Origin of the sequence: Paenibacillus sp. 1_12, assembly GCF_900114475.1 — a bacterium.
In the GTDB taxonomy this organism is placed as follows: Bacteria; Bacillota; Bacilli; order Paenibacillales; family NBRC-103111; genus Paenibacillus_S.
The window spans coordinates 1-18,433 of the sequence record NZ_FOTE01000026.1 but is presented as its reverse complement, the minus strand read 5'-3'; the positions used below and the strand labels follow the sequence as shown (position 1 = coordinate 18,433).

Sequence of the window (18,433 nt, the reverse complement as noted above, 5' to 3'; positions counted from 1 at the left end):
GGAGGTAAGGGATGAACCGAATTATACGCAATACAGGGTTTTATTTGCTCATTTTTTTGGTCACCGTCGGTATCGTTCACTTTATTAGCACACAGAATGAACAGAAAGACATTATTAGTTACGATAAGCTCCGACAGGCCTTAGTAGAGAAAAATGTGGACTCGGTCAATGTTAAATTTGACGGATATACATACTTGGTTCGTGGGAAATATAAAAATGCGCCCTTGCCGGATAAGAAAAATTTCGAGACTCGTGCGCCCTTTGACCAAGAGGTCATCCAGATGTTTGAAAAGGCCGAGGTACCGAACATCACGATTGAGAAAATGGAAGGTGACAATGTTTGGATTAGCTTCCTTACCTCCATTATTCCGTTCGTCATTATTTTCATCCTGTTCTTCTTTTTATTGAATAACGCGCAGGGTGGCGGCGGCAAAGTCATGAATTTTGGAAAAAGCCGCGCCAGACTATATAACGAAGAGAAGAAGCGCGTTACTTTTGAAGATGTCGCGGGGGCAGACGAAGAAAAGCAAGAACTGGTCGAGGTTGTAGAATTTTTAAAGGATCCTCGTAAGTTCGCTGCTGTAGGTGCAAGAATTCCTAAGGGTGTATTGCTCAATGGTCCTCCGGGAACAGGGAAAACCTTGCTTGCAAGAGCTGTAGCTGGTGAAGCGGGTGTACCGTTCTTCAGCATAAGCGGTTCAGATTTTGTTGAAATGTTTGTGGGTGTCGGGGCATCGCGTGTTCGTGATTTGTTCGAGAACGCCAAGAAGAACGCACCATGTATTATTTTCATCGATGAGATTGATGCTGTAGGTCGTCAGCGTGGCGCAGGCTTAGGCGGCGGACATGACGAGCGTGAGCAGACATTGAACCAATTGCTTGTTGAGATGGATGGTTTCGGAGCTAACGAAGGTATTATTATTGTCGCAGCTACGAACAGACCTGATATTCTTGATCCGGCGTTGCTGCGTCCAGGACGCTTTGACCGTCAAATTACGGTTGACCGTCCAGATGTTAAGGGCCGTGAAGAAGTATTGAAAGTTCATGCTCGCAATAAGCCATTAAATAAAGATGTGAAGCTGGAATCGATTGCACGCTATACAACTGGATTTACAGGCGCTGATCTGGAGAACTTGTTGAATGAAGCTGCATTAATCGCGGCCAGACGTAACCGTAAAGATATATCCATGGGTGAATTGGACGAAGCTTTTGATCGTGTAGTTGTAGGTACCCAGAAGAAGAATCGAATCATTAGCGAACGTGAAAAGCGTATGGTAGCTTTTCATGAAGCTGGACATACGATTGTCGGATATCACATTGAAAACGCCGATATGGTTCATAAGGTAACGATCATCCCAAGAGGTCGCGCAGGCGGCTATGTGATGATGCTTCCTAAAGAAGGCGAAGACAAGATGATGAATACCAAAACCGAGCTTCTTGACAAGGTTACCGGATTGTTGGCGGGCCGTGTGGCGGAAGAATTGTTCATTGGACAAATCGGTACAGGTGCCTACAGCGATTTCCAACGTGCTACGGGCATCGTTCGTAAGATGATTATGGAGTATGGGATGAGCGATAAGCTTGGACCGATGCAGTTTGGTAATGTACAGGGTCAAGTGTTCCTGGGTCGCGATTTCGGGCATGAACAAAACTACAGTGATGCCATCGCTTATGAAATCGATCAGGAAATGCAAACCATTATCCGCAGCTGCTACGCGAAAGCGAAAGAAACGTTGGAGAAATATGCAGATCAAGTACGTTTGATTGCCGAGACGTTATTAGTGAAAGAGATTTTGGAAAAGGATGAAATTATTCAACTCATCGATAATGGCAGTCTTGATGCTTCCGATGTCAGAATTAACATCCAAAGCCAAGAAACCACATCAGAAGCTAATAAGCTTGATTTTGATAAACATCCTATCGAAGAAGATCCGAATAAAGAGTCTTAATGTACAGTATTATACAAGCCGGCAGCATATCCATTGCTGTCGGTTTTATTTTTTGCTAAGGGTTTGGTTAAGCGGGATATAGACGAAACCGGACACAAGCTGAGGGTAAGGGGAACCTGCTGCTGGAGATGCGAATATTTTGTTTCTATTGCATGTATTTAAGCATTGACACAACCTGTGATGTTGTGTAAATTAGGTGTAAATCTTTAAACTTTATGTGAACAAATTCACATACTATTGTCAAATAAACCAAACGCAGCTCAAGAGAAAGGGAGGGTGTTATTATGGAAGCTTTGGCTTTGGAACGTAAAGAGGAACAAAAGCGTGAGTTAAAGGAACGAATCCTTCAGTTAAAGAAGGAACGTAATGCTATCATATTGGCTCATTATTATCAAAGAGATGAGATTCAGGAAATTGCTGACTTTCGTGGTGATTCCTTTCTTCTGGCACAAAAAGCAGCTACTACAGATGCTGATGTTATTGTATTTTGTGGCGTACATTTCATGGGGGAAAGTGCAAAGATACTGGCTCCAACCAAAACTGTGCTGATTCCCGATGAACGGGCTGGCTGCCCAATGGCAGATATGGTGAATGTAGACGGCCTCCGTGCTTTAAAGAAACAGCATCCTAATGCCAAAGTTGTTGCTTATATCAATACGTCAGCTGATGTGAAATCAGAGACTGATATTTGCTGTACGTCGGCTAATGCCATTAAAGTGATTGAATCGGTAGACTCAGATGAGATTATTTGGGTTCCTGACAAAAATCTGGGTGATTATGTTTCGAAATTTACTGACAAAAAAATGATTATTTGGGAAGGTTATTGCAACACTCATGACATGCTGACCGTCAAAGATGTGGAAGAGATGAGAGCGCAGTACCCTAATGCCAAATTTGTCGTTCACCCGGAATGTCGTCCTGAAGTGGTTAAGCTGGGCGATTTTGTGGGAAGCACAACGGCCATTATCAAATATTGCAAGGAATCGGAGCATCAAGAATTTATAGTAGGCACAGAGGATGGAACAGGGTTTCAGCTTAGAGTAGACAGCCCAGACAAAAAATTCCATTTTGCTACCAAATACTTGGTTTGTCCTAACATGAAAGTGAACAATTTGAAAAAGGTGGTACGCTGTCTTGAAACCATGCAGCCGCAAATTTATGTACCGCCGCATATTGCCGATCAAGCCAGAGCATCCTTGGAGCGCATGCTGCTAGTGAAGTAGCATGCGCTACTCTCTTTGTAGAAGAAAGTGAGCGTACTCATGATACCACGTTATTTAGTAGACTTTGATATCAGCAAGCTGCCTCAAGTTCATACCGATGTTATGGTGATCGGCGCTGGAATCGCCGGTCTTTTTACCGCTATTAAGGCAAGTGAAAAATATAGTGTGCTTATGGTGACGAAAAAATCACTGCTGGACAGCAACACTCGCTATGCCCAGGGAGGAATCGCTGCCGTTATATCAGATGATGATTCGCCTGATTACCATCTGCACGATACGCTGGTAGCTGGAGCGGGTCTGTGCTCTCATGAGGCTGTTGATGTATTAGTGCATGAGGGACCGGCAGGCGTCAGGGATTTGATTAAGATGGGTACGCAGTTCGACCTTGAGGATGGGGAGTTTGCTCTGACTAGAGAAGGAGCTCATAGTCATCGCCGTATTTTACATGCGCATGGGGATGCAACAGGAGCAGAAATCGTAAGATCCTTATCGGAGAAAACGAAGCTGGACCCCAATATTGAGGTTTGGGATGATCATTTCGTCATTGACTTGATAACTGAAAACGGGGAATGTCTGGGTGCGCTGGTGCAAAAGCCGAATGGGCAAAAAGTTTTTGTCAAAGCTAACGCAACCATTTTATGTACAGGTGGAGCAGGACAATTATATCGGTACACCACTAATCCGGATATTGCAACAGGTGATGGGATCGCAATTGCTTATCGTGCAGGAGCACTTATTCAAGATGTTGAATTTATCCAATTTCACCCGACAGCGCTCTGTTATCCAGGTGCACCGCGCTTTCTCGTTTCTGAAGCTGTTCGTGGTGAAGGCGCTATCTTACGGAATATTACCGGTGAACGTTTTATGGAAAAATACCATCCGCAGCTGGAGCTTGCACCTCGTGATGTAGTAGCAAGAGCCATCGTGAACGAGATGGAACTGACAAAATCAACATTCGTTTATATCGATTTTACACATGAGTCGGAAGAAACCGTGAAGCATCGTTTTCCAACGATTTATGAGTTTTGCTTGAACTATGGTCTGGACTTGTCTTCGGACTGGGTTCCTGTTGCGCCTGCCGCGCATTATATGATGGGTGGCGTGAAAACGGATCTATATGGTGAAACCAAGGTAGCTCGATTGTTTGCCTGTGGAGAAGTGTCATCAACAGGGGTACATGGAGCGAATCGTTTAGCTAGTAATTCACTTTCTGAGGCGATCGTGTTCGGTCGCAGAATTTTGGAGCGAATTGACCAGCTATCACCATTGGCTGTGAATCCGTCTGCCCAGGAAATATCTGCTCGGAATGAACATGCTAAGCAGCCGATAGTTGAGAAGAAGCTCAAGCTGCAAAAAATTATGCTGCGTTATGCAGGATTAAAGCGTGATGCCAAAGGGCTTGAGAAAGGCTATGAGGAGCTGCGCCGCCAGCTATCCATCTTTGATTCTTGTCTGACCAAGCGCGAGGATTACGAATTTGCCAATATGCTGACATGTGCTCTTTTAACGACTGAGGCTGCCTTGATTAGGAAAGAAAGCCGCGGGGGACACTACAGGGATGATTTTCCGGAGAAGGACGATCTGAACTGGAGAAAGCATACGATATTCAGTCGGGAAGATGGGATTACGGAGGAGATGATTGATGATGTTTGAGCTGCAGATGGATATAGTAAAGAAAAACCTTCAGCTGTGGTTGGAGGAGGATATTGGCATGGGGGATGTTACGACCATGACAACCATTCCAAAGGATCATCAATCTAAAGGTATTATTCATGTCAAGGAGTCTGGTATTATCGCCGGATTGCCGATTGCAGCCGCCGTTTTTGCGCTTGTCGATCCTGAGCTTCGTTTTGAAATGAAGGTAGAGGAAGGACAGGCTGTAGAAAAAGGGTGTGTGTTAGCTGAGGTAACAGGCAATACGCGACATATATTACTTGGTGAAAGGCTTGCTCTGAATCTGATGCAGCGTTTGTCTGGTATCGCTACCCGAACAAAGCAATTTGTCGATGCTCTGCAAGGCATGCCCGTTAGACTCGTGGATACACGTAAAACAACTCCAGGACATCGACTGTTAGAAAAATATGCAGTGCGAGTCGGAGGCGGACATAATCACCGTTTTGGTCTGTATGATGCGGTTATGATCAAAGATAACCACATTAAAGGATCAGGCGGAATTACAGAAGCGATCCGTGCTGCCCGTGCTCAGATTCCTCATACGATGAAGATCGAGGTGGAGGTCGAAAGCAAAGAGCAGTTGGAAGAGGCATTGCTCGCACAGCCCGATATTATTATGTTGGATAACATGACAACGAATCAGATGAGGGAAGCTGTTGCACGCATGAAATCGGCAGCACCGCATATTCTGATAGAAGCATCAGGAAACGTCAATTTGGATACGGTTGGGGCTATTGCGCAAACCGGTGTGGATGTTATATCAGTAGGTCGATTAACGTATTCGGTACAGTCTCTTGATATCAGTCTGGATCTGAATGCACAAAAAGGGGTGCAGGCATGATATTGGTGATTGACGTCGGTAATACGAATATCGTATTAGGCCTTTATGACGGAAAAAGCTTGCTTCATGACTGGCGACTCAGCACCAATCGAGCTTCTACGGCAGATGAGTATGGAATGACCATGTATAATTTATTCCAGCATGCCGGAATTAAATTGGATCAGGTAGAGGGCGTCATAATTTCTTCAGTTGTGCCGCCTTTAATGTTTGTATTGGAGCAATTGTGTTTAAAATATGTTAAGAAAGCACCTCTGATTGTGGGACCTGGTGTGAAAACCGGTTTAAATATTCGCTACGAAAATCCACGCGAGGTAGGTGCAGACCGGATTGTCAATGCTGTTGCTGCGATTGAGATGTATGGCTCACCCCTTATTGTTGTTGATTTCGGAACGGCAACGACCTTTGACTACATAGATGAGGCTGGACAATATATAGGTGGAGCGGTTGCGCCGGGTATTGGCATTTCGACAGAAGCCTTGTATCAGCGCGCGGCCAAGCTGCCGAGAATTGAGCTGGTTAAGCCAAAAAGCGTCGTGGGGCGCAATACGGTAGCCTCTATGCAGGCAGGTATTATTTACGGCTTCGCCGGGCAGGTTGACGGAATTGTAGATCGTATTCGCGAGGAATTTGGGACGAACCCTAAAGTTGTTGCAACCGGCGGGCTCGCTGAATTAATTTCCAATGAATCGCGCACCATTGAAACGACCAACCAATTGCTGACCCTTCAGGGACTGCGAATTATTTATGAACGCAACCAATAAGCAAAGCGATGATATCACATAACTTCAATACGGAAAGGGTTAGCGATGCAGGATCAATTGATTAGAGCTACAGCGATGGATGGAAAGGTAAGGGCATTTGCTGTTTGCACCACAGGAATTGTGGATGAATTAGGCAAGAGGCATTCAATGTCGCCTACAGCCATGGCCGCTTTAGGTCGGACGGTGTCCGCAGGTTTGATTATGGGAGCAATGCTTAAAGGTGATGAGCAGTTGACCATACTTATTAAAGGTGGAGGACCCATTGGTCAAGTGGTGGTAGATGCCAATGCGAATGGCGATGTTCGAGGTTATGTGGATAATCCCCAAGTGGATTTGCCGCTGAATCAGGTGGGCAAGCTGGATGTTTCCGGTGCGGTAGGTACGGAAGGGTTTTTGAATATTATTAAAGATTTAGGACTTAAGGAGCCTTACCGCGGCAGCATTCCGTTAATTTCAGGAGAGCTGGCCGAAGATTTCACTTACTATTTTGCCAAGTCTGAACAAACCCCTTCGGCAGTAGCTCTTGGAGTACTGGTAGATGTTGACTACTCGGTTATTGCTGCGGGCGGTTTTGTTATTCAACTGCTGCCAGGTTTAAGTGATGATGATATTTCCTTGATTGAGCTTCAGCTTTCCCGTATTGAACCGATCACAACCTTATTAAGCCAGGGATTGAATCTTGAGGGGATTTTGCATCGGATACTTCCGGAGGTGCAGGTGCTCGGATCGATGGATGTTAGGTTCCGCTGCAAATGCTCCAGAGAAAGGGTCGAGCAGACCTTGATTTCACTCGGACGTGAAGAGCTTGAACTGATGCTTCAGGAGGATGGTCAAGCGGAAGTTTCATGTCATTATTGTAATGAAGCGTATCTGTTTAATCGGGAAAATCTTGAAGGTCTTATCCAGGAGCTGTAATCAGAAATTTTGAAAAAAGGAAAGTAATAGTGGAAACAGCTCAATTCTACGGAGAGTGACCATACGAGGGGACTAGGAATGCGAAACATGAAGATATTGTGGGGAGTCAATGCACTGTTGCTGTTTGTCGTTGTCATCCTTTCCTCCGTAATATTTGCCGAATTGTTTAAGGAGCCTTCTACTACAATGAAGCTTGACCCGTCGAATCCGAGTGAGCGCGTGATTGCCAAAATGGGTGAGAAAACTATTACCAGTGAGGAATTGAATCGGCAGTTGTTGCAAAAGCACGGTCGGGAATTGTTAAACCAAATGGTGGACCATGAAGTCATTCGTATGGAAGGAAATGCGGAGGGCGTGACCGTCACTGAAGACGAAATAAATAGAGAATTAAAACGAATGCAGCAGGGGTATGATAGTGAAACGCAGTTTTATGAGTCTATGAATGAGCAGCTTGGTTTTACACCCGAGGCACTAAGAACGGATGTGTACAATAAACTGTTGCTAGAAAAGTTAGCGACTAGATCTATCACGATAACAGATGGGCAAGTAGATACCTATATCTTGGCACATCCTGATGAATTTAGTTCTCCAATTCAGTTGAGGCTTCAACAAATTGTGGTTAGCAGTAAGGAGCAAACGGATAAAATAGCGGCTGATTTAAACAAAGGTATGGATTTTGCACAGGTGGCCAAAAACCGTTCGCTTGATGATGCAACACGCAATAAGGGCGGAGACTTGGGCTGGTTGGATGAGAACGATCCGTTTATGGCTACCTCAATCATGAGCGCTGCCAAGCAGCTCAAAGTAGGTGAAGTCAGCAAACCGGTTTTTTTTAACGGTAACTATTACATCCTCAAGCTAAAGGAACTTAAAGAGGATTCCAAAGCCAAGAAGGATGAGCTGAAAGAAATGGTTAGAAAAGAAATGGCACTCCGGGAGGCACCTCCACTAAAAGATGTAATTGCTAAACTTCGTGAGAGATGGAAGGTTAGCATTACATTTTAACCCAATTGGATATTGACAACCTCATCGCAGGTTGATAAGATAAGAATAGAATACCAACCAAAAAACTCGGATATTATTTATAACGATACTAGGAGGAACTCGGCATGGCGAAATTAGTGCAAAGTATTACAGATTTAATCGGTGGTACCCCTTTGGTTAAATTAAATCGTGTTGTACCTGAAGGTAGTGCAGAGATCTATGTAAAGCTGGAATATCAAAATCCGGGAGCTAGTGTTAAGGATCGTATTGCGATCAGTATGATTGAGGTTGCAGAGAAAGAAGGCAAAATCAAACCTGGTGATACCATTATCGAGCCTACAAGCGGAAATACTGGAATTGGATTAGCTATGGTTGCTGCAGCAAAAGGATACAAAGCCATTCTCGTCATGCCGGAAACGATGAGCTTGGAGCGCCGTAATTTGCTTCGCGCTTATGGTGCACAGCTGGTGCTGACACCTGGGGCAGAAGGTATGAAGGGTGCAATTAAACGTGCGGAAGATCTTCAAGCTGAGAATCCGTCTTATTTTATCCCACAACAATTTAACAATCCTGCCAACGTTAAGGTTCACACGGAAACAACAGGTCCTGAAATCGTGGAAGCTATTAATTCCCATGATGGCAAGCTGGATGCTTTCATCTCCGGTATTGGTACAGGCGGAACGATTACAGGTGCGGGCGGCGTATTAAAAGAAAACTTCCCGAATATCAAAATTTATGCCGTTGAACCAAGTGCATCTCCTATTTTGTCCGGAGGTAAACCAGGTCCCCACAAAATTCAAGGGATCGGTGCAGGTTTTGTTCCACAAATTTTAAATACGAACATTTATGATGAAGTTATTCAGGTTGATAACGAGGAAGCTTTTGAAACCTCACGCCGTGTTGCTAAAGAAGAAGGTATTCTCGGTGGTATTTCCTCCGGTGCAGCGATTTTTGCAGCTTTGAAGGTGGCCAAAGAACTGGGTGCTGGCAAGCGTGTAGTCGCCATTCTTCCAAGTAACGGTGAGAGATACTTAAGTACCCCTTTATACCAATTTGAAGAGTAGCAGCATCGATAAAGCCCTTCAGTTCCTTGAGGGGCTTTTTTTCGTTGAGAATATACAGTATACTAAATCCTAACTTATATGACGACGAGATAAAGGGGGGAGCAGGTGTTTGTGACAACCTATAAGCAATGGATAGAATGGGCTGAGCATTACACGATGCTTCCTTATGTACAATCGTTCCCGTTGGAGGATATCCGCATCATTTCATGGGAATATGCTTGGAAGGAAGCACTGCCGGGTTCTTTTGTACTGGAAAGTGGGAAAGGCGGGCGCTACACATTTCTTGGTCTTCAGCCGATTTCGGAAATTCGCGGGAAAAATGAACAGGCGATTATCAAAGAGGTAGACGGCACTCTTACGGAGCAGCATGGGGCTCCATTGGAGCTGGTTAAACGATGGATGGAGCCATTTCGCTCCCCTTACATTGAGGAAGCGCCAAAGTTTCTGGGTGGCTGTGTTGGTTTTTGGGGATACGATGTAGTTCGTTCACTTGAGAAGCTTCCTGAGATGTCGGCAGACGATCTAGAAATTCCCGATTATGCTTTTGTCCGGTTTGATCAGGTATGGATTATTGATCATGAGAAGAGGGAGCTGTATTGCTCATCTTCCCATAGATGGGATCCATCTCTGAATAGCCCTGATGAGCTTGAACGGCTATACCAGCAAGCAGCAGCGGATACGGTTCATATGAAAGAAATATGGGACCGGGTAGCTAGAATCAATAGTGAAGAACATTCACTGCGCAAAAGAGACATGATGTTGAAGCAAATGGACAACGATCAGCTTCGTATTGATGTGGACTCCATTGAAGGCATTCAGGCAGATTTCCCAAGGGAAGCTTACATCCAAGCTGTGAATAAAATTAAGGCTTACATTGGTGCAGGAGATGTATTTCAAGTTAATTTGTCCGTCCGACAGCATAAGCAGCTTACTCAGAGTCCAGAAGAGATCTATGAATGGCTGCGCGTTATCAATCCCTCACCTTATATGGCTTTAATGCGTTTTGGTGATTTTCAGCTGGTGTCGGGCTCTCCGGAGCTTTTGGTGCAGCTGGAAAGCGGTGTGGTCAGAGCCCGTCCGATTGCAGGCACAAGACCGCGAGGCAAAAATGCTGAGGAAGATCGCAAGCTGGCAGACGAGCTGATTCATCATGAAAAAGAGCGCGCCGAGCATATTATGCTGGTTGATCTGGAACGCAACGATTTGGGCCGCATTTCGACCTATGGGACCGTGAAAGTCAGAGAGTTTATGGTTATTGAATATTACTCTCATGTGATGCATATCGTATCACAGGTTGAGGGGCAAATAGCAAAAGGCAATGGGGCCTATGAAGTTATTGCCGCGAAATTCCCAGGAGGAACGATAACCGGTGCTCCCAAAATTCGCACCATGCAAATCATTGAGGAACTGGAACCTGTCCGCCGCGGCCCCTATACGGGATCGATTGGATGGATTGACTATAATGGAAATATGGAATTCAACATTGTAATCCGCACTCTTGTTGTGGTGGATGATATAGGCTATGTGCAAGCAGGCGCAGGCATTGTCATTGATTCCATCCCTGAGAAGGAATATATGGAATCGATCAACAAAGCGAAAGCTTTGTGGAAAGCAATACAGTACAGCGAAATGGACGTTCAAAATCCGGTGTAAAGGCGAGGGGAATACGATGATTTTAGTGATTGATAACTACGATTCATTTACGTATAACTTGGTGCAATATTTAGGTGAGCTTGGGGAACAGATTGAGGTGCACCGTAATGATGAGATTGATCTGGATGGTGTCGAAGCTTTGAAGCCGGATCATATTCTGATTTCTCCTGGCCCATGTACACCAAACGAAGCTGGCATTAGTTTGGCCTTAATTGATCGCTTCAAAGGTAAAATTCCGATTTTGGGTGTGTGCCTCGGTCACCAGTCCATTGGACAAGTATTCGGAGGCGAAGTTATTCGTGCTGAGCGGTTGATGCATGGCAAAACCTCTCCGATCATCCATGACGGCAAAACCTTGTTTAAAGGCTTGCCTTCGCCCTTCACGGCTACCCGCTATCATTCCTTGATCGTAAAAAGAGAAACTTTGCCAGATTGTCTGGAAATTAGCGCCGAAACGGCTGAAGGTGAAATTATGGGATTGCGTCATAAGGATTATCCAATAGAGGGCGTACAGTTTCATCCGGAATCGATTATTACAGATCACGGATTACAAATCTTAAGAAACTTTTTGCAGGAAACGGGAGTCAAGCAAGCGTGAAGATTTATATCAACGATCGTGTGACGAACGAAGAAGAGGCCATGGTATCGGTCTACGACCATGGTTTTTTATACGGTATCGGGCTGTTTGAAACGTTCCGTACTTATGATTATCAGCCTTTTTTGCTGGAAGCGCACCGGACACGCTTGGAGGCAGGTTGTGAACAATTAGGTATTGCTTATCAAACCGAAGCAGGAGAATGGGAGCAAATCGTTCACAATCTGTTGGAAGCTAATGGGCTGAAGGATGCTTATATTAGATTCACGGTAACAGCGGGACAGGAAGCATTGGGCTTACCCATGGGGGCCTATACAAAGCCTTCTGTTGTTGTCTATATAAAGTCGCTTCCTCCACGAAATGACCAGCAGGATCTTCTGGGGAAATCACTGCAGCTTCTGCATTTGCCAAGAAACACGCCGGAAGGTGCAGTACGTCTCAAGTCTTTGCATTATATGAACAATATTTTGGCTAAGCGTGAGCTTCAGCAATATGCTTGGGCTGAGGGCGCTGAGGGGCTTCTTGTTGACGGACAAGGGCATATAGCGGAAGGTATAGTCAGCAATGTGTTTTTCGTGAAGAGCGGAAGTTTATATACGCCATCATTGGCAACTGGGATTTTACCGGGAATTACTCGTGCTTTTGTAATCAGTCTAGCCGAGGCGATCGGGGTATCGGTAGAAGAAGGTTTGTATGATTGGAACCAGGTACTGGAAGCGGATGAAGTATTCATCACGAATTCCATTCAGGAGATCGTACCGGTTACCCGGCTTTTTGATCCAAGTGGACAAATAACAAATGTGAGTAACGGAACGATCGGTGAATTAACGCGGCGTCTGATGCAGCTTTATAGACAGCGCACAGTAGCGGTAATATAAAGGATGAATGAGATGGAACTATCACTTAAACAAGCTATGGAGCTGGATTGTAGAGGCTTGAAGCTGGATTTGCGTAATCGCACGGCTATTATGGGGATATTGAATGTGACCCCGGATTCGTTCAGCGATGGGGGACTATACGTTGATGTGCAAGTTGCTGTAGAGCAGGCGAAACGAATGGTTGCTGCAGGTGCGGACATGATTGATATTGGTGGAGAATCAACACGACCGGGATCAAGCGTTGTAACCCTTGAGGAAGAGCTGCAGCGGGTTATACCTGTTGTAAAGACGCTGATAGCAGCTGGAATTACCGTTCCTCTATCCATTGACACCTACAAAGCAGAGGTAGCTCGGCAGGCTCTGGAAGCAGGTGCGCATGTTTTGAATGATATTTGGGGGTTACAAAGAGAACCGGAAATGGCTCAGCTGGCAGCACAATTCGAATGTCCTATTGTGATAACTCATAATCGTAATGAAGCCGTGTATGGCGATTACATTCCAGAGGTTATTGACGATTTGCTGCAAAGTATTCGCTTGGCGCATGCTGCTGGAATTCGAGACTCGCAAATAATACTCGATCCGGGTATTGGCTTTGCCAAAACCTATGAGCAAAATTTACAGCTGATGAATGAGCTGCATCGAATTGTAGCTATTGGTTATCCTGTTTTACTAGGGACGTCAAGAAAAAGCATGATTACTCGAACGCTGGGGCTTCCTCCGAGTGATGTTCAAGAAGGAACCGCGGCTACGGTCTGTATGGGAATCCAGCAGGGCTGCCGGATTATTAGGGTCCATGACGTAATGGAAATGAAACGTGTGGCATTGATGATGGATACGATGCTCAATCACAAAGGAGGAACAGGCATTGGATAAAATCATCATGACGGGTTTGCAATTTTACGGCTATCACGGTGTATTTCCAGAAGAAAACAAAATCGGCCAACGTTATCAGGTGGATGTGGAGCTGCTGCTCCCGCTTGATAAGCCAGGTCAAAGTGATCGTATTGAAGATACAATCAATTACGCAGAGGCGTATGAGGTCATTCAAAATATTGTAGAAGGTCAGGTTTTTAAGCTCATTGAAGCGCTGGCTGAGGAAATTGCTGCTATTCTGCTGCAAACGTATGCGAGTATCCATGAAGTGACTGTACGCGTACTGAAGCCTCATCCACCGGTCAAAATGTTTTTTGATGGGGTAAAGGTTGAAATTCACAGAAAGCGGGTATAACTTTATGGGTTCTCAGTTGCCAGTTTGTGCATACCTTGCACTTGGCTCCAATATCGGTGATCGGGAGCGGTATCTGCTGGATGCCATTAAGTGCCTGGATAACCACGAACATATTTACGTCTCTGGACGCTCACATATATATGAAACAGACCCTGTTGGTTATGTCGATCAGGACGCTTTTTTGAATATGGTAATTGAGGTAGAAACTCTGCTATCGGCACAAGAGCTATTTGCTGTTATGCTAAGTGTAGAAAATAAGCTCGGTCGTATAAGAGAGATTCGTTTCGGACCACGAACGATCGATTTGGATTTATTGCTGTATGATGAACTGCGGCAGGAAGATCCACAGCTCATTTTACCGCATCCGCGAATGGCAGAGCGGGCGTTCGTATTGGTACCACTGGTCGAGGTTATGCAGCAGAGACACTCCAAGCAAGCTGGCGTGTGGTCTGAGCATTTGGATCAGGCGGAAGGGAAGGAGGGTGTCAGAGTATGGAATCATATGCAATAGCACAGCGCATACGCGCGTTTCGTAAGCTCAAAGGATTTACACAAACGGAGCTGGCCGATCAATTGGATGTATCGATTGCTGTTCTGGGAGCTATTGAGCGAGGAACACGAAGTCCAGACCCGCAAATCATCAATAAAATATCGGAAGTGCTCGGAATTGACCCGGAAGAGCTTTTTCCAACTGCAAAATAAGCAAGGAAAGGAGGTATTATGATGTTGAAGATAGGAAATGTCGTAGCGCCCAACCAAGTCGTATTAGCGCCTATGGCAGGTGTCTGTAATCCGGCTTTTCGGTTGATTGCCAAGGAATTCGGTACTGGATTGGTTTGTGCGGAAATGGTAAGTGATAAAGCTATTTTACATGGTAATCATCGTACGTTGGATATGCTGTATGTGGATGATCGGGAAAAGCCGCTCAGCCTGCAAATTTTTGGCGGAGACACAGAAACACTTGTGGAAGCTGCCAAGCACGTGGATCGGCATACGAATGCAGATATTATTGATATTAATATGGGCTGTCCCGTTCCGAAGATAACGAAATGTGAGGCGGGAGCCCGTTGGCTGCTGGATCCTTCAAGAATTGAAGAGATGATCACGACCGTCGTGAAAGCTGTAAGTAAGCCGGTTACCGTGAAAATGCGGATCGGTTGGGATGACGAGCATATTTATGCGGTTCAAAATGCTAAAGCTGTCGAGAACGGCGGTGGTTCTGCTGTATCCGTGCATGGACGGACGCGTGTACAAATGTATACGGGGCACGCCAATTGGGACATCATCAGAGAAGTGAAGCAGTCAGTGTCGATTCCTGTCATTGGAAATGGCGATGTGACAACTCCTGAGGATGCCAAACGTATGCTGGATGAGACGGGTGTTGATGGTGTGATGATCGGTCGCGCAGCTTTGGGTAATCCGTGGATGCTGTATCGCACAATTCAATACTTGACCAAGGGAGAGCTGCCTCCAGAGCCAACTGCTCAGGAAAAAATTCGTATTGCGATTCTGCATATGGATCGATTGGTAGCCTTAAAAGGTGAGCATGTGGCTGTTAAGGAAATGCGTAAACATCTGGCATGGTATCTGAAAGGTTTACCAGGTGGAGCGCGGGTGAAGGACGTCGTGATGGAGACTACCAAGCGGGATACGATGGCTGGCGTGCTGGAGGAATTCGTTGCTTCAATAGACAATCCAGATTCGCAGGATGGAACTCCGATTATGCGCCAATTGGTCTAAAAGTTGTAGGTTTGGCTTAGATTGACATTTGTATAGGCTTGCAATATAATCAGTCAATAGTCATCCTCATGAGATATTAGTCATTAAGATTAAGATGGTCAACATATGATTAAAAGTGAATTCATACTCCATGAATCTGCTCATAATACGGGAATTTTTCACATGAAAGGGGATCGTTACCGTGGCCGAGAAAGAAGTCATCCTCACGCAGGAAGGTTTAAAGAAGCTAGAAGACGAATTGGAGCACTTGAAATCGGTCAAACGCCGTGAAGTGGCGGAACGGATTAAAGTGGCAATTGGATACGGCGATATCAGTGAGAACTCTGAGTACGAGGATGCCAAGAATGAGCAGGCTTTTATTGAAGGCAGAGTCATTACTTTAGAAAAAATGCTGCGTAATGCACGTATTATCAATAATGCTGATGTAAACACAGATACGGTCAGTGTCGGAGCTATTGTAACGCTGAAGGATTTGGAATTTGGCGAAACTGTTGAATATAATATTGTGGGTACGGCCGAGGCTGATCCTTTCAATAATAAAATCTCCAATGAAAGTCCTGTAGGTAAAGCTATTCTCGGAAAACCGAAAGGAACTAAGGTTGATATCAACGTTCCGGTAGGCACGATTCAGTATGAAATCATCGATATTAAGAAGTAAATTCCGGGATGCAAGTTGAAATCGATACTGATTCACAAGCAAAAAGCTTCCTTTGGAAGCTTTTTTAATGTAAGAAGAATGATGGATAAGGAGCTGGAGGCACGATGTCAGAAGAACAAGAGTTTAACGAATTGCTGCAAATACGGCGTAATAAGCTGGATGAGCTGCGGGGCTTGGGTGTAGATCCATTTGGTCAAAAGTACAACGTTACCCATCACGCAGGCGATTTGCTGCATGCCTATGATAACCAAAGTCATGAGGAATTAGATGCACTGTCATTAGAGGTCAGCCTTGCTGGGCGAATTATGCAAAAGCGGGGAATGGGTAAAGCAGGTTTTGCCCATATTCAGGACATTACCGGTAAAATTCAATTGTATGTTCGTCAAGATGCGCTCGATCCCATTCAGTATCAAGCTTTTAACTTGCTGGATATTGGGGATATTATTGGCGTACTAGGGACTGTGTTCAAAACCAAAACGGGTGAGCTTTCAATCAAAGTAAACCAAGTAGTGGTGCTTTCCAAATCATTATTGCCGCTGCCAGACAAGTTCCATGGCTTAAAAGATGTGGAGCTTCGTTACCGTCAACGATATGTGGATTTGATCATGAATCAGGAAGTTCAGGCTACCTTTATTCAACGTTCTAAAATTATTCAATCTATGCGCAGATATTTAGATTCCCATGGATATTTAGAAGTGGAGACACCGACCTTGCATTCGATAGCAGGTGGTGCGGCTGCTCGCCCTTTTAATACACATCACAATGCGTTGGACATGCAGCTTCACTTGCGTATCGCAATAGAGCTTCATCTTAAACGTTTAATTGTCGGCGGCATGGAAAAGGTGTACGAGATTGGTCGTGTATACCGTAACGAAGGAACCTCGACTCGGCATAATCCAGAATTTACGATGATCGAGCTCTATGAAGCGTATGCGGATTATTTGGACATTATGAAGCTGACCGAGACTTTGATCGCACATATCGCACAAGAGGTTCTGGGATCGACGAAAATCCAGTATCAAGGGCAAGAAATTGACCTGACTCCGGAATGGAGACGCGTTTCCATGGTCGATGCAATTAAAGAGGTTGTTGGCGTTGACTTTAGCAAGCATATGACCGATGAGGAAGCACATCAATTGGCTAAAGAGCATAAGGTTCATGTTGAACCGATGATGACATTTGGTCATATTGTGAATCAATTTTTTGAAGCTTTTGTTGAAGAGACTTTGATTCAGCCGACTTTTGTATATGGCCATCCTGTAGCGATTTCGCCTTTAGCCAAAAAGAATGCTCAGGACCCACGGTTTACTGATCGTTTTGAGCTATTTATTGTGGCACGTGAGCATGCTAATGCATTCACTGAGTTAAATGATCCTATAGATCAACGTGAGCGGTTTGAATCGCAGCTTGTTGAGCGTGAGCAAGGTAATGATGAGGCGCATGAAATGGATGAAGATTTTTTACGTGCGTTGGAGTACGGAATGCCACCTACAGGTGGACTTGGCATCGGAATCGATCGACTTGTTATGCTGCTGACAGATTCCCCATCCATTCGGGACGTACTATTATTTCCTTCAATGCGTGAACGCCAAGGCGAATAAGCTTCTTCAACACTTCAATATATACAAACAGATTACAACGTATCTTCCTAAAGGAAGGTGCGTTTTTTTATAGTATTTTCATTAACAGGGTATACTGAAAAATAGTTGTTGCAATTTTCTTGTCGATTTGTTATATTACTTTTTGTCGTTTCGAGGGCAAGCTTTTCTGGTCATGATGAGAAACATAAATGATTTAAAAAAGTACTTGCAATCGAATAGATGAATGTGCTATATTAATCAGGTCGCTTTTGACAGAATGTCGAAAATGATCGAAAAGAATTGTCCTTTGAAAACTGAATCAACGAGTGAGTAAAATAGCAGTACAAGAGAATGCAAATTCTCGCTAGCAATACGAATGAGTGCAATTCAAGTTCTACCTTAATGGAGAGTTTGATCCTGGCTCAGGACGAACGCTGGCGGCGTGCCTAATACATGCAAGTCGAGCGGATTGTTCCTTCGGGAACAGTTAGCGGCGGACGGGTGAGTAACACGTAGGCAACCTGCCTGCAGGATCGGGATAACTACCGGAAACGGTAGCTAAGACCGGATAAGTGATTTCGACGCATGTTGAGATCAAGAAACACGGAGCAATCTGTGACCTGTAGATGGGCCTGCGGCGCATTAGCTAGTTGGTGAGGTAATGGCTCACCAAGGCGACGATGCGTAGCC

18 protein-coding genes and 1 rRNA gene are annotated in these 18,433 nt (G+C 44.9%); all 19 read left to right on the top strand.

The window, feature by feature from the left end; all coding sequences use genetic code 11:
- The first annotated feature begins 11 nt into the window (after nt 1–11).
- A complete protein-coding gene (gene ftsH / locus BM210_RS30240; RefSeq protein ID WP_091176326.1) occupies nt 12–1,949 on the top strand; it encodes an ATP-dependent zinc metalloprotease FtsH in 1,938 nt (645 codons plus the stop codon).
- Between the two features lie 284 nt (nt 1,950–2,233).
- The gene (gene nadA, locus BM210_RS30235) at nt 2,234–3,172 is read left to right on the top strand and encodes a quinolinate synthase NadA (protein WP_091176325.1); all 939 of its coding nucleotides are present in this window, start codon (nt 2,234–2,236) and stop codon (nt 3,170–3,172) included.
- 39 nt (nt 3,173–3,211) lie between these two features.
- On the top strand, nt 3,212–4,825 hold the full coding sequence (gene nadB, locus BM210_RS30230) for an L-aspartate oxidase (protein WP_091176324.1): 1,614 nt from the start codon (nt 3,212–3,214) through the stop codon (nt 4,823–4,825).
- Nucleotides 4,815–5,687, top strand: coding sequence for a carboxylating nicotinate-nucleotide diphosphorylase (nadC, locus tag BM210_RS30225; protein WP_371263569.1), 873 nt, complete (start codon nt 4,815–4,817; stop codon nt 5,685–5,687). The genes nadB and nadC overlap by 11 nt, the downstream gene beginning before the upstream one ends.
- A complete protein-coding gene (locus tag BM210_RS30220; protein ID WP_091176320.1) occupies nt 5,684–6,448 on the top strand; it encodes a type III pantothenate kinase in 765 nt (254 codons plus the stop codon). Before nadC ends, BM210_RS30220 begins: the two co-directional genes overlap by 4 nt.
- 45 nt (nt 6,449–6,493) lie before the next feature.
- The gene (gene hslO, locus BM210_RS30215) at nt 6,494–7,363 is read left to right on the top strand and encodes an Hsp33 family molecular chaperone HslO (RefSeq protein WP_091176318.1); all 870 of its coding nucleotides are present in this window, start codon (nt 6,494–6,496) and stop codon (nt 7,361–7,363) included.
- Nucleotides 7,364–7,450: 87 nt separating this feature from the next.
- Nucleotides 7,451–8,368 (top strand): peptidyl-prolyl cis-trans isomerase, encoded by a 918-nt coding sequence (locus BM210_RS30210; RefSeq protein WP_256224151.1) that lies wholly within the window; start codon nt 7,451–7,453, stop codon nt 8,366–8,368.
- Nucleotides 8,369–8,472: 104 nt separating this feature from the next.
- Nucleotides 8,473–9,411 (top strand): cysteine synthase A, encoded by a 939-nt coding sequence (gene cysK / locus BM210_RS30205; protein ID WP_091176315.1) that lies wholly within the window; start codon nt 8,473–8,475, stop codon nt 9,409–9,411.
- 105 nt (nt 9,412–9,516) lie between these two features.
- On the top strand, nt 9,517–11,064 hold the full coding sequence (locus BM210_RS30200) for an anthranilate synthase component I family protein (RefSeq protein WP_091176313.1): 1,548 nt from the start codon (nt 9,517–9,519) through the stop codon (nt 11,062–11,064).
- Between the two features lie 16 nt (nt 11,065–11,080).
- On the top strand, nt 11,081–11,662 hold the full coding sequence (gene pabA / locus BM210_RS30195) for an aminodeoxychorismate/anthranilate synthase component II (protein ID WP_091176312.1): 582 nt from the start codon (nt 11,081–11,083) through the stop codon (nt 11,660–11,662).
- Entirely contained in the window at nt 11,659–12,537 is an 879-nt protein-coding gene (pabC, locus tag BM210_RS30190) for an aminodeoxychorismate lyase (protein WP_091176309.1), read from the top strand. The genes pabA and pabC overlap by 4 nt, the downstream gene beginning before the upstream one ends.
- A 12-nt stretch (nt 12,538–12,549) precedes the next feature.
- Nucleotides 12,550–13,410: a dihydropteroate synthase gene (gene folP, locus BM210_RS30185; protein ID WP_091176307.1), complete on the top strand. Its 861-nt coding sequence runs from the start codon at nt 12,550–12,552 to the stop codon at nt 13,408–13,410.
- Entirely contained in the window at nt 13,403–13,765 is a 363-nt protein-coding gene (gene folB, locus BM210_RS30180) for a dihydroneopterin aldolase (RefSeq protein WP_091176306.1), read from the top strand. Before folP ends, folB begins: the two co-directional genes overlap by 8 nt.
- 4 nt (nt 13,766–13,769) lie before the next feature.
- Nucleotides 13,770–14,276 (top strand): 2-amino-4-hydroxy-6-hydroxymethyldihydropteridine diphosphokinase, encoded by a 507-nt coding sequence (gene folK, locus BM210_RS30175; protein WP_091176304.1) that lies wholly within the window; start codon nt 13,770–13,772, stop codon nt 14,274–14,276.
- Complete coding sequence (locus tag BM210_RS30170) at nt 14,258–14,467, top strand: helix-turn-helix domain-containing protein (protein WP_091176302.1); 210 nt, start codon at nt 14,258–14,260, stop codon at nt 14,465–14,467. Before folK ends, BM210_RS30170 begins: the two co-directional genes overlap by 19 nt.
- Nucleotides 14,468–14,488: 21 nt before the next feature.
- A complete protein-coding gene (gene dusB, locus BM210_RS30165) occupies nt 14,489–15,505 on the top strand; it encodes a tRNA dihydrouridine synthase DusB (protein ID WP_091176300.1) in 1,017 nt (338 codons plus the stop codon).
- Between the two features lie 181 nt (nt 15,506–15,686).
- Nucleotides 15,687–16,163 (top strand): transcription elongation factor GreA, encoded by a 477-nt coding sequence (gene greA / locus BM210_RS30160; RefSeq protein ID WP_091176298.1) that lies wholly within the window; start codon nt 15,687–15,689, stop codon nt 16,161–16,163.
- A gap of 104 nt (nt 16,164–16,267) precedes the next feature.
- Nucleotides 16,268–17,764: a lysine--tRNA ligase gene (gene lysS / locus BM210_RS30155; RefSeq protein WP_091176296.1), complete on the top strand. Its 1,497-nt coding sequence runs from the start codon at nt 16,268–16,270 to the stop codon at nt 17,762–17,764.
- Between the two features lie 378 nt (nt 17,765–18,142).
- A 16S ribosomal RNA gene (locus tag BM210_RS30150) occupies nt 18,143–18,433 on the top strand; the annotation flags it as partial.